Origin of the sequence: Microcoleus sp. N3A4, from assembly GCF_036701805.1 — a bacterium.
GTDB lineage: Bacteria > Cyanobacteriota > Cyanobacteriia > Cyanobacteriales > Microcoleaceae > Microcoleus.
In genome coordinates, this window is sequence record NZ_JAUBRJ010000041.1 from 30,206 (window position 1) to 44,391 (window position 14,186).

Consider the following 14,186-nt stretch of genomic DNA (forward strand, 5'->3'; position numbering starts at 1 on the left):
TATCGTCAACTTTATTCTGAAGAACCATTATTTTCTGGGTTTGAAGCATTTTCCTGTTTTGATAATGCTTCTTTTAATTTTTCTTTCACTTTTGCTTCTTCTTCAGGAGTGAGTTTTCGACTATTTCCCGAAACAGAAATTCGCGCGGATTTGATTCGATTTACGGCTTCTACTAATTCCTGCATTTCAACACACTCTTTGTTATACCGTGCTGTTCTTATAGCTGCGTCAATCACTGCATTCTTAATATCCCGGCCACAAACATCTTCTATTTCGGCAAGCTTTTCAATGGAAACATTAGCAGCCAGAGGCAATTTTCCTGGCAAATGCTTTCTCCAAATAACTGCTCTAGCTTCTGTATTTGGCATAGGAAACTGAATGTGTCGAACTCTAGTTTCAAAGGCTTTGTCATAATTCTCGACAAGATTAGTAGCAAAAATTACAACTCCATGAAACTTTTCTAAGCAAATAAGTAATTGGCTACACATGGCATTAGCAGCCCGTTCAGAACCTTGTGAAACACTGGTGATTCTTTTGGAAAGTAAAGAATCAGCTTCATCCAGAAAGAGAACTGCATTGTCACGGGAAGCCGCATAAAAAACGGCTTCTAAATTTTTAGTTCCTACTCCTAGAAGCGGACTTTCAATTGCAGCGTAGCTGGCTAAGAGAATCTTCTTACCTAATTTATTAGCGATCGCATGAGCCGCCAGAGTTTTACCTGTACCGGGGGCTCCGTGAAAATTAAGAGCAGTGCGGGGGAAAGGTTCAATAATTCTTAGCCCCCATTCATCAAAGACTTTTGGTTCAACCCGAATTAATTCAATTGCTGAAAGTAATTCTTCTCGCAGATCGTCACTGACAACTAATTGGTCAAATTTGTATAATGACTGATCTGACTCATATTTTTCAGCTAATTTTTCAACAGAAAATTCTTTTCCCTCCTCATTACTATCAGAACGATTATTGCCTGCTTGTTTAGGTGAGGAATTACTATTTGGAGATGTAGTAACAGTAATTTCCACATCTTTCAGACCAGTTTCAGTAAGCATATCTCCTACATCTCTGAGTAACCTTGAACGACAGACTGCTGCTGTTGTTTCAGATATCCCTTGAGGCATTCCCCGAATTACTAAATTAGCCATGATGATTTAATCTCCTTTCAGTTTAACTGCTAACTAATTGTGTAAATTACATAACCATCTTTATGAGCTTGTTTAATTTGGTCATCAACATTTCGAGCTTCTAAAGTTTCCTGCTCAATGACCTCCTCTGTTACCGTGTCAAAAATTCCAGCGACCATTCTATAATTGCCATTTGATAGATATTCCATTATTGAAACTCCTACGCGATCGCGGTCTGCTTCCAAAAGTGGTTCTCGTTGCTCAAACCAACTTAACAATCGGTTATAGGTTAAGTAGTTAATAACCGCCGCTACGGCTATCAAACCACCAATACCAACTACAGCCAAACCTAAAAGTTTGATCAAGTCATACATAAACTGTCAATCCTCTAAACAGAATAAGTTTTCTACTCGTAAATCGCCAAAATTTTACCTTGATGAACAGCTAAAAGTTCTGGATCTATTTTTTGTCCCTGAAGTTTTTCGCCAGCAATAATTTCACCTTGACGCTGGTTAAAAATACCTTGACAGACAGCATATTGGCCGTCTTCGGTAGTATTAAGCAGTGTAAACGCAAGATTATCCTTTTTAGCCAACTTCAATTTTTGATGATCGTGAAACCATTTGATGACTTCCTGAAAAGTAATCGTCCTTGTAAAATTTGCCACAACAGCATCAAAAAATATTTTGGCTATTGCCACAAGAGAATAGATAATCTCTTGGATAGCTAGGTCATTAGTTTTCACTGGGCGCATAAAACCTCCTGCATCAATTTTGAATTAGCTATAGATTACAAGCTCTTTATCTCGGTGAATTTCTTCAAGTTCTCGATCTATCTGCCTGCCTTGAATTTTTTGACCATCTAATATTCCTCCTTCTTGTCTGTTAAAGATACCCTGATAGACTGCATAATCACCAACTTCCAACTTTTCCTTAAGAGTAAAACCAACAATATTTTTGTCAGATTCTACAAGTTTCCTTCGACTCTCAAACCAAGTGCGAATAATTTTAAATATGATTACAGCAACTACTGCTACTGCTAAACAAATAAAAAATGCTGTTGCAGCGAAGGCAATTAGTGCTGGTGTAATGATTGGGTCAACCATGTTTTTGCTCCTTTATGTAATCACGATCATATCTTTACCCCGAAAAGCATCAGCCAGTTCTTCATCGAACCTTTGTACAATAGCTTTGCGTCCATAGGGACTACCATTAGGCTGACAAACAATTTCGTTGTTTTCATCCAAGAACACCTGTGATACTAAATACCCTTGAAGATGATCTTCCTTGAGCATTGCTGCCTTTTTAACAGCAAGAGATGAAGGGCGATTAGTCAAAAAGTATTCGATAGCTGATTTATAGGTCATTAAAGGAATAACCTCTAAATTTTGTGTTGATTTATTCTGCGTTGCAGCGAAAACAATTACTGCCAGCAACAAAACACCTAAAGTACCAGTACCGAAAAATAACTTGATTGGAAACCACATGGCAGACATCCTTCCTTAATCGTTAATTATTGATAAATTACCAAAGGCTGACTTTGATGAGCATTAATCAATTCTTGATCCATTTCCTTAGACTGGAGTTTTTGACCATCAAGAATAACCTCACTCTCAGTGTTGAAAATCCCTTGACAAACAACATAATTTCCTTTGTCCATTTCAGTTTTGATAGTAAAAGCAATGTTGTTTTTATCCTGTTGCTTGAGAGCTTTGCGTTCTCGAAACCAGTTGACAATTAGTTTAAAAGTGATTCGCAGTAATGTAACTGTAGCCCAAATTGCAAAAGCAGTTTTCAAAAGTAAGAAAAGAGTTACCGGATCTGCCATTTGAATTTCTCCTTTATTCAAAAATAAGTAAATCTTTATTTTGGAAAGAATCTGACAATTCTTCGTCAAAATTCTTGACCAAAACTTTACGTCCAAAAGGAATGCCGTTATCTTGACGACAAACTAATTCGCTTTTTCCATCCAGAAAGACTTGATACACAACAAATAATCCTTGTTTTTTAGGATGTTTTTGTCGCAAAATAGCTCCTTTTTGTATTTCTGGAAACCTTGGACGTTCGGTCACAAAAAATTCTACTACCTCCCTGTATGTCATTACCGAAATCACTTCCGGTTCTTGCGGCAATTTTCCCTGAATAAGATCCACCAAACTATCAATTGCAGTTTTTGGTTCTTTATATCCTAGCAGGTTTTCTAAAGTTTGTACTAACCCATCTAATCTTTTTTTCGCAGCCTGGTTGAAAATAAATGACGCTATATTTTTAAGCGGTTTTTTCAGGTCTTGCAAACGATTTCGGACTATTCCAGGACTAATATTTACAGCTTGGTTAAAGTCCTTAATTGCTTGCTCTTGTTGACCCAAGTAATATTTGGCAATACCTCTTTCCAAATAAGCATCTGCTAATTGAGGATTCAATGATAAAGCCTGATTAAAATTCATAACTGCTGCCTGATAATCTTCTTGTTGCAACAAAGCCACCCCAAGTTGATAGGAAGCGTAAGCATCATTAGGGTTCATAGTTACCACCTGACTCCAATCGTTAATTGCATTTTGATAATCTCCTTTTTGGTAATGAGCTTGACCTCGGTTAAAAAAAGCTGGCACATTTGTAGGATTTTCCTGAATAATTTCCGTAAAATCCTCTATAGCCTGCTGATATTTTTGCTGACGCAAATTTGCTATGGCTATTTTTGCATATTCTTCTCCTTGTGGTTTAAGACTAGATGGGGAAGGGAGATTGCTTAGGTGTTCTCTCATTCTCCATAAAGCTGCACCTCTAGCGACAGTAGATTCTGGAGGATCTCCATAGATAATGGGAACTGAGTTACCAAACATTTCTCGCAAAATATTGGGTACGATAAATAATCTAGCTCCTCCACCAACTAGAATAATTTGACCAATATTTTCAGGAGTTAACTGCATTTTTTCCAGAGAGGCTAACAGAGAATGCTGCAAATATTTTTTGCCTTCAGTCCCTATTTGCTCAAATTCTGCACAAGTTAAACTAATCGCTTGACGCAGAACATTTTTTTCTTTAGGAAAAGCCAGTAATACAGTCAAATTAACAGGCTGATTATAATTAATTCGGGCTTGTTGACTCAGATTCTCCTTAAACTTGCGACCGTAATAACGTAACTGTCTATCTAATGATATTTTCTGTGATTCATCTAAATTAAACCTATCAGCAATAGTATCTGCAATTAGCCGATCGAAATGATTCCCCCCATAAGCTGCACCGAAATAGCGAATATCCTGCAAACCGCCCGATGTCCAGTGTCCTGCTACCAGATCGGTAGTGCCACCACCAATATCAACAATCAGGGTATATCCCTTTACCAATTCTTGTAATTGTTTAGTTTGTACTAAACTAATCAAAGCCGCCTCTGGTTCTGGGACAAAATGGATATTTTCCTGCAATTGATCGGGAAAACAATCTCTGATTGTTACAGCAAAACCCTTGAGAATTTCTCCTTCAATTTCACCATTACTTTTTGTCTTACCCCAATGTACGGGGTGAGTAAAAATAAACTGGTTATTAGTTGCTAAACAGTTGGGTTTTTCCTCTTGGAGTCGCTCTACTACTTTTGAGAGCAGTTTTCCTGTATGGCTTAATGCTTCTTGGTGAGTGTAACGTCTATTCGGGTCAGATGCTACAACCGTTTGAGTGTTACCCAAACATAATTTAAAAGCATCTAATAAATTTACGCCTATAGACGAGTCATGGTGAGCTATTTCCTCATAGGCTCTTTCTCCACAAGCTAAAATTTTGCTACCTTCATCCAGCAATAAAGCAGCAGACAAACTGTGTCGCGCTGGATCGCAAATTGTCAGTGATAAAGCTTGTGGAGCTTGAGATTTGTCTGACGCATTCAACTGGAAAATGCGCCAGTGAGTTGTCCCCAGATCAATACCATAATAATTGCGACAATTCAAGAGTTTACCTCACTTTAATTTAGGGTAATTGGTTCCCTGTTAAGAGTTCCCTTGCTTGGTGATTTGGCTCTTAGTGGTAAGTAGCAACCAACTTGGCTGTTACTTACCTATCGGGTTAGGTTTGCCAAAATATGCAAGTCTGCTAGAATAATTTTTGATCTGGCTTGCCTGCTACTTATACATCGGGCTAGGTTTAGAGAAATATGCAAGTCTGCTAGAAATTTTTTTTGTTAGACTCCAAACTCTTCTGTGTGACTGGCATCCCCCAATACCACTTTGACACTAAACCGATCGCCCACTCCGACACTAAACTGTAGTTGAATCCAGTTATCAGCACTTCTGGCCTGAGCTTGCTCGAAAACCTCTCCTGATTCATCTAGCACAATGAGTTCAAGACCCGCAGGCAGATAAATTTCACCCCCAGTGGGACGCACCCGCAGCAAAACCCCAACCTCCTCATCTTCTTCTCCTGCAATAGCAACCAGCAAGGCCACAGGATGTCCTCCCAATTGCATTCCCAAGTCGATGTGGCGACCCCTACCAACACCTGCTTTGGGGTGGCTAGGGTCAAGTTGTCCCAAACTCAAAGCGGCTTGCCAGCGCAGGTCATCATCTTTGCTACTATGCAACAGTTTAGTAAGGGCGGCGATCGCCTCTGGATTACCAAAGCCAATTCGCCCCAAACTCTCCGTAGCTTGGTATTTAGTCCACTTATCGTGACTGGTGTTTAATAGCTCAATTAAGGTAGTAATAGCATCTTTATTGCCAGGAGCGATCGCCCCCAAGCACTCAGCCGCTTTCAAACGCTTTTCCTCATCAGGCTCCCCATGCAATAGTTCAATCAAGGCCGGAATAGCTGGTGTTTGCTCTGAGGTTGGTTCTTTAAATCGGGGATTCCCTCTGAAAGCAAAAGCTAGATTGGATTCTCTAGGCCCCAAGAGTTCTTCTATCGATCGCCAACTCTTCTCAAAGTTTCTCTGAAACCATTGGCTTAAGTTTACTAACTCACTGCTTGGTACAATATCTGCTGTAACTGTTGTTGTAATAGATTCCGTAGCTACTACCGCTCTATCTCGCAGGAGACAATTATATAGCTCTTGCCTTGAATGCTCGTCTGCAAGTAACGCCCCCCACTCTTTAAATTCGACACTTAGACGAGGAGAACACCAAAAAGGCTGCTTCAACTGCTCGACTAACTTTCTTACTTCCACTAAAGATAACTTTGGCAGTGGCTCTACTTTTGCCTTTTCGTCACGACAGAATTCCCGCGCCATCCACATCACATTCAGGTCTTCAATTAAATCCTCTCTCTCCAAGGAGTAAGTACGAGTAATTTTGTTGTATTTTCCATTTTGTTTCAGCATTTGATGGGTAGCATACCCCAACACCCGCAGCCACCGATTATCTGGGTTAACCTGCACTAAAACATAATAGTTCGCCACCCAACTAGGTATATCAATCCATTCCTGTTGGACGCAAAACTCTTCAATGTCAACCGCTTCGCTGGGAATCACTACAATGCGTGTTTCACCTAACTGAATTGCTGTACCATTTACCAATTCCCAAAGCTTAGGAAATTCATCTTCACTTGGCCAAACTTCAAGTGGCTCTGTGAACTCCAGATATTCCTTGAGCCAGGACATAAAAGCATTCAAGCAGAGTCGGTTCAAGTAAGCATTCCAATAGGCTGCTTCATAGGAGTATTGTCCGTCTTGTGGCCATGCTTGCTGTTCGTCTTCTGGTGAAAAGATTAACCAAACTTGCTCGGTATCGATCGCCGTTAATTCTGTACAACCAAATTTCATTTTCTTTCCTCTTGTTTTTTTTATTATTAATGCTGGGGCATCTCCAAGAAATCCTCCAAAAGGGAGGAAATTTTGGTTGCCACAGAGCCGTCTGCTTGGAGAGTAATGTTAAAGCTGGTTTGAATTTGATTGACAACGTAGTTATTTAGGAATTGCTGCCTATCTGTCAGTTGGTTATTGACCTCCAATTCAGGTAATTGCTGTTTCAATGCGTTCGTCGTTTCCTCTTTAAAAAGCTTGACTAATCTGGAAAAATGTTTTTTCATCAAAATGTTACAACTCGATTTAATATTCATGTTTTTTAACCAGTCTGAATCAATAACAACCGCTTCTTCCCTTCGCGGTATTTGAGATGTTATCATCCAGTTTAATATTGTTTTAGCCAGTGATCTAAAAATTTTATCTTCTGCTCTCGTAACCTTAGAGTTGTCAGGTTTACGAGTGTTGTCAGATTTATCTTGCTTGTACCAATTAAATTCTTCTGCCACATCAACTTGTCTTAATTCAAACCCATACCTAAGCAATAGCAATTTTTTATCTTCATATTTGAGTGTTTCTATAAAGTGGGAAAGATTAAATTCAGTTGTGAATTGCCTAACTATTTCGTTTGTCTCTTCTTGTTCAAAAGACTCAACCGGAGAGGGCGATGGATCGGCAATATCTATACCCTCACCTGTTTCCGGATTCTTGATATCAATAGCAATAGACTGGGGAGCTAGATAGCTTTTTGTGGCTGGAATGCAACAGCCATCGATCCAGTCTTTGATAGTCTGCCAGTTAACACTTGAATTAGGTTCTTTTTGTAACTGGTTGTATTGACGGGCGATTGCTTGCCAATGTTCCATTGTTGGATCAATCTTGCCCTGACGGTTAGGAGTACAAATTTGATAAAAGCATTCCCAAGTAAGGAGTAAATTAGATAGTCTGGGCTTTTGGTATCCTTGTAATTCAAGAACTTTTTTTCGTTTCCTTTTTCCCTCTCCTAACTTACGCAACAAGCCGTAGCCAGTATATGTGGTAGATAGGTATTTTTTGCCAAAAATTTGATCTTTCATCTTTCCCTTCATTTTTGAGCCCGCATATCCAATTAGGGAAGCTTCCTGTTCTTTAAAATTTATGAAAAAATTTAGTGGGTTTGCAGCCTCTAACCAGGCATATTGAAAAATTTGATCGAAGGAATCTTCAGGCGGTAATTTCACACTATTATTCTGGTGATATTTTAAATTATTATGAATTTCCTCTGATTTTTCGTAGCCAATTTTTTCTAACAAGGCTGACAAATGCCTAGCTGCTAAGGAATTTAATACCAATTTTTTTAAAAAGTTAGGCAACAGTAGCACCAGTAGGTTGAATTCAAGCCTCGTGTTACCCAACACTCCCGTTTGTAGCAATAGTTTTTGAAATTGGTATAAGTTATCTATCAAATCATCCAAGCAAAATCGAGCAAAATTTTCCTCATCAGCATCTGGGTGGAACTGAATCCAGGCGCTAATGTTAGCTGCCAATTCTGAATCTTGACACCAACGAGGTGTCTTATTTCCCCTATCATCTTGCCAACCTCGGAATCGTATCGTAAATCTTCTCATGTCCTTTTCTTCGGTAAACTCCCTCGACTAAAACACTCCGCTAAAGCTTGTTGCTCAATTGTTAGACTTGTGCCCAGGGGTTCAATAGCAACATGGATAGCATCGTTGATGAAAGCATAGCTCCAGACCGTAGAGTTTGGTTAATATACGGGCTCGCAATGCTTGTGGATCTGAAACAACCCTGCTTGTAGCTATGGGATGCCACGCTCCTGGGCAGTAGTATCCTCGATATGATATGCTCTCGGCTCTATCAGGTCATAAGAACCTCTCAATAAACACTGTTCTCTTCCTCCGATATATCGGGTCAGGTTTCAAAATTTATGCAACATCTCAAATATTTATTTGCCGATCGCCCTGAGACTGGCACTGTTGCTGTGGCCTACTGCTGTCGCCAAATCCGAAACTTCTCCTTCCAACCCTGCTCTACCTCTGCTCTACCTCTGCTCCAGCAACTTTAGCTTTCGGGAACTGCTCCCTGGCATAATGCACCATCCGCTTTTCCTCCTCACCCACACCAGCAACCACCAAAAAAAACTTGACCGCCCCTGGCTTGCACTTCACACCTAGCAGTAGTATCGGCAGCTCGTTCGCGCTATCCACAGGTGTGGTTAAAAGTAGTTGGTGGGTGCGAGCACTATCAAACTGACGCTGTGGAGCGAGATGGCGTAGGTATGTACGCAGCCTATGAAGTTGAAGAGTTTTATGTTGGATCTGTATATGACATTCTTCTTGATAGTGACTAGCTGAGATTTCGATAATCACGCGCCGACAAAAATACAACCGCTCCCTAACTTCTAACAGTTAGCGAAGCGGTTAGTGCCAGTAAACGAGAGCCTCATTATAAAGCCTGCTCGATCGCCCGCCGCGCCAATTCCACCTGTTCCACAGCATCCAGATAAGCTAGCGCTGCAGCATCCCAAACCACTTTTCTCTGCATCCTGTTCAAGACGATTTTCCCAAACTCGTACACCGTGCCGAAGCTTTGCAGCCTAAGAATTCGCTCAGCTATTGAGCAAAAACTCGGCGTTGGGTTCAATATCGCCACCACATCTGATTGAAGGAGCGATACCACCTCTGAACCCATATCGACTTTCAAAGTCGCTCCAACCTCCACAATCCGGCCCCAAAATCCATTCCACTTCCTTTCCGCTATTTTTTCAGTAGGAATAAAAGGGATTTTGACAATAACCCATGCCCCCGCGCTGTCTGGACCAAAGCGCGTTTTGACTCCCTCACCCGTAATTGGTTCGCAAGGAGTGCAAGTTTTACATTCTCCACCGCAATCGCTTTCTTGAACCGGCTCGCTACTAATGCTGCCCTCGGTTTTCTTCGAGGCGGAAGATTTTCTCAAAGCACCCTTAATCAGAGCTTTAGCTTGTTTCGGGGTTTTCGCTGCTCCCGACGAGATCGCAGCCAACGCCCTTACTCGCTTGTCCTCCTGCATCTTCGCAAGTTGATACCCTACATCTATGCTGTGGTCATTAATAATGTCCAACCACTTTGCAGCCAATTCGGGGCTGTCTCTCTTGAGCTCGTCGGCAGCTTTGACGGCAATGCGCCCTTTCCTGTAGTTCCTGCCGCACCCCAAGCCGACTATAGCCGCCACGATATTTTCCGTCAGTTCCATTTCCCTTGGAGTCAGACCTAAGTCGATCGGGTTCAATGGAAAATTTTCCATCAGCGGTTGCTGGTTGTCCGACGGCGGCTCTGCTGACTCAGCAGCTTGGTGGCGAGCTTTCTTAGCAGCGTGTCTGTTCCTGTGCTCTCTAGCTATAGGCTCCACGACAATTCCTTCCCGAATTCTCTGTACAGGACTTTGGTGGCGGTGGCGGTTTTCTGCTACCAAGACAAACAGCTCGTCATCTTCAGTCTGGAAGTGGCAGACAATAACTGGGACAAACTTCCAGCCCAGCGCTGCTAGCGCCCTCCACCGCCGATGGCCGCTGACGATCGTACCATCTGTTTTGACGGTCAGCGGTTGGACGTAGCCTTTGAGTTGGATCAACTCTACCAGGTCAGCAATACTTTCGGTGCACCCGTAAATTTCCTCATTGCGAGGGTGAGGCTTGAGTTGGTCAAGACCAATATGCTGAATCGCGTCGCTGACTGAGAGCGACACAGTTTCATTTTTATTCATTTGGATAGCCCTGGTTGTTTATTTGGGGATTGGGGCTTTGTACCTTTGCCTGCTAAAACCAATAAGGTTTCCTAACAGAAAGCTGGGGTTATTTTCTGTCGGGGCGGCGCGGGCTGTATCGGCAGGTCGCCTTCACTGTCAAAAGGTTCGCTGTCTTTACATTCTTAAGAATAGCATATTTCTTAAACTAGCAATTCGCTCCTATCAACTTGGTATAATCAAGTTGATAAATAATGCAGAATATAAGTTATGCAGAATATAAGTTAAAACTCCCTTCCTACACAAACCCACGCGCCCCAAAAATAACGCGCTTGTAAAGGATTATTTTGTAATTCCCATTGTTCAACTAATTGAGGTGATTTTTCCCGCAAGGTTGATCGAATTTCTTGTATAATTTTTTGACCATTTGGTAAAGATTCTAACTCTTTCCTTGTCAGCGTCCTAATATAGTTTTGTGCCTCTTGTAAAGCTTGTTGGCAGCGTAAGTTTTTTTCCTGATAATTGACAAAAAAGCGATTCATTAATAAAATCGAAACTTGAGCAGGAACAGACCACAAACTCATAATTAAAAGTCGGGCTCCGGCCGCTGTAAAAGCACTGCGTAAGCCTTTCACCCCTTCCCCAATTTTTACATCACCCACTGCGGTTTCACAGGCAATTAAAATGATTAATTCATTCGCCCATAAATCAAAGCCAGCTACGTCTTGGGCAAAAATAATCCCTTCTCCTGCTTCTGGGTGTATTTCTCCACCTAAAAGCCAAGTATTTGCCCCTGCTAATGCTAATCCTGAACGCAATAAGGGGTTTTCTATGGTTTGAATTTGACGAAAATGAAAGCCTGCTTGAATAAACTCTGCTCTTGTCAAGAAGTCGGGTTGGGGGGGAGCATTTTGGGGTAAAAAGAAACCATGAGTTGCAATAACTAATTTTTGAGGGCATTTACCATTTGCTAAATAATTTTTTAAGGCATCATTTTGTAACAAAGGGTTGACCTTAAATTGAGAAGCAGCAACTTCAGCTATTTCTTGTGTCATGGGAACAGGGGAAAAGGGTTTGCTATCTTCTTTTCCCAAAGTTTCAATGATTTCATTTGTCACGGTATTAAAGTTAAGAGATAACCCCTCTTTTTTAACAGAGATTGGGGGAATTGCTATGGCTTGATTTATAGATAAATCAAAATTTGGGTCGGCAATTACTAAAGATTCTGAAGCGCAGCAATTTTTCGGCTGATATTTATAGCGTAATAAATCCCGACCCGCCGTTAAATAGGTAATTTGGTATTGCTCAATCAGTAATTGATTATTTTGGGGATCTAAGGGTAAAATTTCAAAGGGAATTAGGGTTAATGCACCATCGGGACAGATGAATAATTCTTGACCTTGCAAGTGGTTTTGTAGGGGTTTAAAAATTGTGTTAGTTAATTCAAAAAAATGATTTTCTGATTCAGCTTTTTCTGATTTCCAGGTTTTGGTAGAGATCCCCATATTTTCTAGATTGATTTGGGAAACCGCTTGACGCACTTTTCCGATTAAATCATCAATTTTATCCGCTTTTCCTAAGTCAATCATCTGAACTTTTTCTGGTTGTTGTGCAGGTAAGATAAAGGCAAGATAACGGGGGTTTTGATATTGGTTGGTGGTAAAGTCAAAGACGGGAAAATAAACAAATTCAATTAAGGTACTATTTTCTGGTAATTCTAAAGCAATAGCTTTGCGATCGACTAATTGATTTTCAAGGCAAAGTTCTGGCACTGTGATATTTTTTTCTAAATCTTCGACTTCAATGTGTAATTCACTCAGAATTTTTTTATTAGCTTCGAGACGGGGTAAATTTTTAGGTAAATAAAGGGAAAATTGCAAGTTAATAATTTGTTGCCAGCGCGATCGCCATCTTTCAAAGGAGTCTTTTAAGTGAGGATAGCGATCGCTATACATTGCTGTATTGAAAGCCGCACTAGCCGCATTACTTAAAGCTTTACGTTTTAACACTAAATCAAATGCAGTATGAATCGCTTGTGATTTTTCCTCTGATTCTTCTAGGGGATAAAAGTATTGATAGATGAGGGAAAGTAAAGCATATTGTGTGACTCTAATGCTATCTAAGAAAAGGATTCTATCATTTTCTGAACTCCCTACAAACTCTTGACTCATCAAGCTATGTTCTATTTCTGTAGCTTCTTTAAATAATTCTAGGGCTTGTTGATGGCGATTAGTAACAGCATAGAGGGTAGCTAGATTATTTAAGCTAGTAGCTATATCAAGATGATCGCCATTAAACAGACGTTGCCTCATCTCTAAAGCCTGTTGAAAAAGAGGTTCAGCTTCCCTGTATTTCCCTTGATAACAGTAGAGTACAGCTAGATTACTTAAGCTAATAGCTACATCCTGATGATCGCCATTAAATAGACGTTTTTTTATCGCTAAAGCTTGTATAAAAAGAGGTTCAGCTTCCCTGTATTTCCCTTGTTTTTTGTAGAGTAGAGCTAGACTATTTAAGCTATTAGCTATATCAGGATGATCGCTGTTAAACAGACGTTGCCTCATCTCTAAAACCTGTTGAAAAAGATTTTCAGCTTCCCTGTATTTCCCTTGTTTTTTGTAGAGTAGAGCTAGATTATTTAAGCTATTAGCTATACCAGGATGATCGCTGTTAAACAGACGTTGATTCATCTCTAAAGCCTGTTGAAAAAGAGGTTCAGTTTTCCTGTATTTCCCTTGAATATAATAGAGTTCTGCTAAATTATTTAAGCTATTAGCTATATCAGGATGATCGCCATTAAACAGACGTTGATTCATCTCTAAAGCCTGTTGAAGAAGAGGTTCAGTTTTCCTGTATTTCCCTTGAATATAATAGAGTCCAGCTAAATTATTTAAGCTAGCAGCCACATCAGAATGATCGCCGCTAAACAGACGTTGCCTCATCTCTAAAACCTGTTGAAAAAGAGGTTCAGCTTCCCTGTATTTCCCTTGATTATCATAGAGTCCAGCTAAATTATTTAAGCTAGTAGCTACATTAGGATGATCGCCGCTAAACAGACGTTGATTCATCTCTAAAGCCTGTTGAAAAATATCTTCAGCTTCCCTGTATTTCCCTTGAGAAAGGTAGAGATTAGCCAGATTATTTAAGCTCGTAGCTAAATCAGGATGATCGCCTTTAACCAAACTTTGCAATATCCCTAAAGCCTGTTGATAAAAAGGTTCAGCTTCTCTGTATTTCCCTTGAATATCATAGAGTCTAGCTAGATTATTTAAGCTAATAGCCAGATGATCGCGACCACCCTTAAACAGACGTTGCCAGATCCCTAAAGCCTGACGTTGATTCATCCCTAAAGCCTGTTGATAAAGAATTTCAGCTTCCCTGTATTTCCCTTGCGAAAGGTAGAGTCCGGCTAGATTATTTAAGCTAGCAGCCACATCAGGATGATCGCCGTTAAACAGACGTTGCCTCATCTCTAAAGCCTGTTGAAAAAGAGGTTCAGCTTTTCTGTATTTCCCTTGACAATAGTAGAGTACAGCTAGACTATTTAAGCTAGCAGCCACATCAGGATGATCGCCGTTAAACAGACGTTGCCTCATCTCTAAAGCCTGTTGAAAAAGA

The 14,186-nt window shown here is 40.5% G+C and carries 12 protein-coding genes; all 12 read right to left on the bottom strand.

Annotated elements, in window-relative coordinates; genetic code table 11:
- Positions 1–11: 11 nt before the first annotated feature.
- Complete coding sequence (locus tag QUA56_RS22110; protein WP_333361511.1) at positions 12–1,142, bottom strand: ATP-binding protein; 1,131 nt, start codon at positions 1,140–1,142, stop codon at positions 12–14.
- 29 nt (positions 1,143–1,171) lie between these two features.
- Positions 1,172–1,495, bottom strand: a complete 324-nt coding sequence (locus QUA56_RS22115; RefSeq protein ID WP_333361513.1) for a hypothetical protein — start codon at positions 1,493–1,495, stop codon at positions 1,172–1,174.
- 32 nt (positions 1,496–1,527) lie between these two features.
- A complete protein-coding gene (locus tag QUA56_RS22120) occupies positions 1,528–1,866 on the bottom strand; it encodes a hypothetical protein (RefSeq protein ID WP_333361515.1) in 339 nt (112 codons plus the stop codon).
- 33 nt (positions 1,867–1,899) lie between these two features.
- Positions 1,900–2,226, bottom strand: coding sequence for a hypothetical protein (locus QUA56_RS22125; protein ID WP_333361517.1), 327 nt, complete (start codon positions 2,224–2,226; stop codon positions 1,900–1,902).
- A 12-nt stretch (positions 2,227–2,238) separates the two neighbouring features.
- The gene (locus QUA56_RS22130; protein WP_333361519.1) at positions 2,239–2,607 is read right to left on the bottom strand and encodes a hypothetical protein; all 369 of its coding nucleotides are present in this window, start codon (positions 2,605–2,607) and stop codon (positions 2,239–2,241) included.
- 26 nt (positions 2,608–2,633) lie between these two features.
- Positions 2,634–2,948 (bottom strand): hypothetical protein, encoded by a 315-nt coding sequence (locus QUA56_RS22135; RefSeq protein ID WP_333361521.1) that lies wholly within the window; start codon positions 2,946–2,948, stop codon positions 2,634–2,636.
- A 13-nt stretch (positions 2,949–2,961) separates the two neighbouring features.
- Entirely contained in the window at positions 2,962–4,929 is a 1,968-nt protein-coding gene (locus tag QUA56_RS22140) for a tetratricopeptide repeat protein (RefSeq protein WP_333361523.1), read from the bottom strand.
- A 362-nt stretch (positions 4,930–5,291) separates the two neighbouring features.
- A complete protein-coding gene (locus QUA56_RS22145; RefSeq protein ID WP_333361525.1) occupies positions 5,292–6,866 on the bottom strand; it encodes a DUF1822 family protein in 1,575 nt (524 codons plus the stop codon).
- Positions 6,867–6,892: 26 nt separating this feature from the next.
- On the bottom strand, positions 6,893–8,371 hold the full coding sequence (locus QUA56_RS22150) for a hypothetical protein (protein ID WP_333361528.1): 1,479 nt from the start codon (positions 8,369–8,371) through the stop codon (positions 6,893–6,895).
- Between the two features lie 504 nt (positions 8,372–8,875).
- Entirely contained in the window at positions 8,876–9,052 is a 177-nt protein-coding gene (locus QUA56_RS22155) for a hypothetical protein (RefSeq protein WP_333361530.1), read from the bottom strand.
- A 238-nt stretch (positions 9,053–9,290) separates the two neighbouring features.
- On the bottom strand, positions 9,291–10,589 hold the full coding sequence (locus QUA56_RS22160) for a ParB N-terminal domain-containing protein (protein WP_333361532.1): 1,299 nt from the start codon (positions 10,587–10,589) through the stop codon (positions 9,291–9,293).
- 263 nt (positions 10,590–10,852) lie between these two features.
- Positions 10,853–14,164: a CHAT domain-containing tetratricopeptide repeat protein gene (locus tag QUA56_RS22165; RefSeq protein WP_333361534.1), complete on the bottom strand. Its 3,312-nt coding sequence runs from the start codon at positions 14,162–14,164 to the stop codon at positions 10,853–10,855.
- Between the last annotated feature and the right edge of the window lie 22 nt (positions 14,165–14,186).

Bases quoted from the DNA above. Each gene is read 5' to 3' on its own strand.
- QUA56_RS22145 (WP_333361525.1), bottom strand. From the start codon at position 6,866: ATGAAATTTGGTTGTACAGAATTAACGGCGATCGATACCGAGCAAGTT.
- QUA56_RS22135 (WP_333361521.1), bottom strand. From the start codon at position 2,948: ATGGCAGATCCGGTAACTCTTTTCTTACTTTTGAAAACTGCTTTTGCA.
- QUA56_RS22110 (WP_333361511.1), bottom strand. From the start codon at position 1,142: ATGGCTAATTTAGTAATTCGGGGAATGCCTCAAGGGATATCTGAAACA.
- QUA56_RS22130 (WP_333361519.1), bottom strand. From the start codon at position 2,607: ATGTGGTTTCCAATCAAGTTATTTTTCGGTACTGGTACTTTAGGTGTT.
- QUA56_RS22160 (WP_333361532.1), bottom strand. From the start codon at position 10,589: ATGAATAAAAATGAAACTGTGTCGCTCTCAGTCAGCGACGCGATTCAG.
- QUA56_RS22125 (WP_333361517.1), bottom strand. From the start codon at position 2,226: ATGGTTGACCCAATCATTACACCAGCACTAATTGCCTTCGCTGCAACA.
- QUA56_RS22115 (WP_333361513.1), bottom strand. From the start codon at position 1,495: ATGTATGACTTGATCAAACTTTTAGGTTTGGCTGTAGTTGGTATTGGT.
- QUA56_RS22165 (WP_333361534.1), bottom strand. From the start codon at position 14,164: ATGAGGCAACGTCTGTTTAACGGCGATCATCCTGATGTGGCTGCTAGC.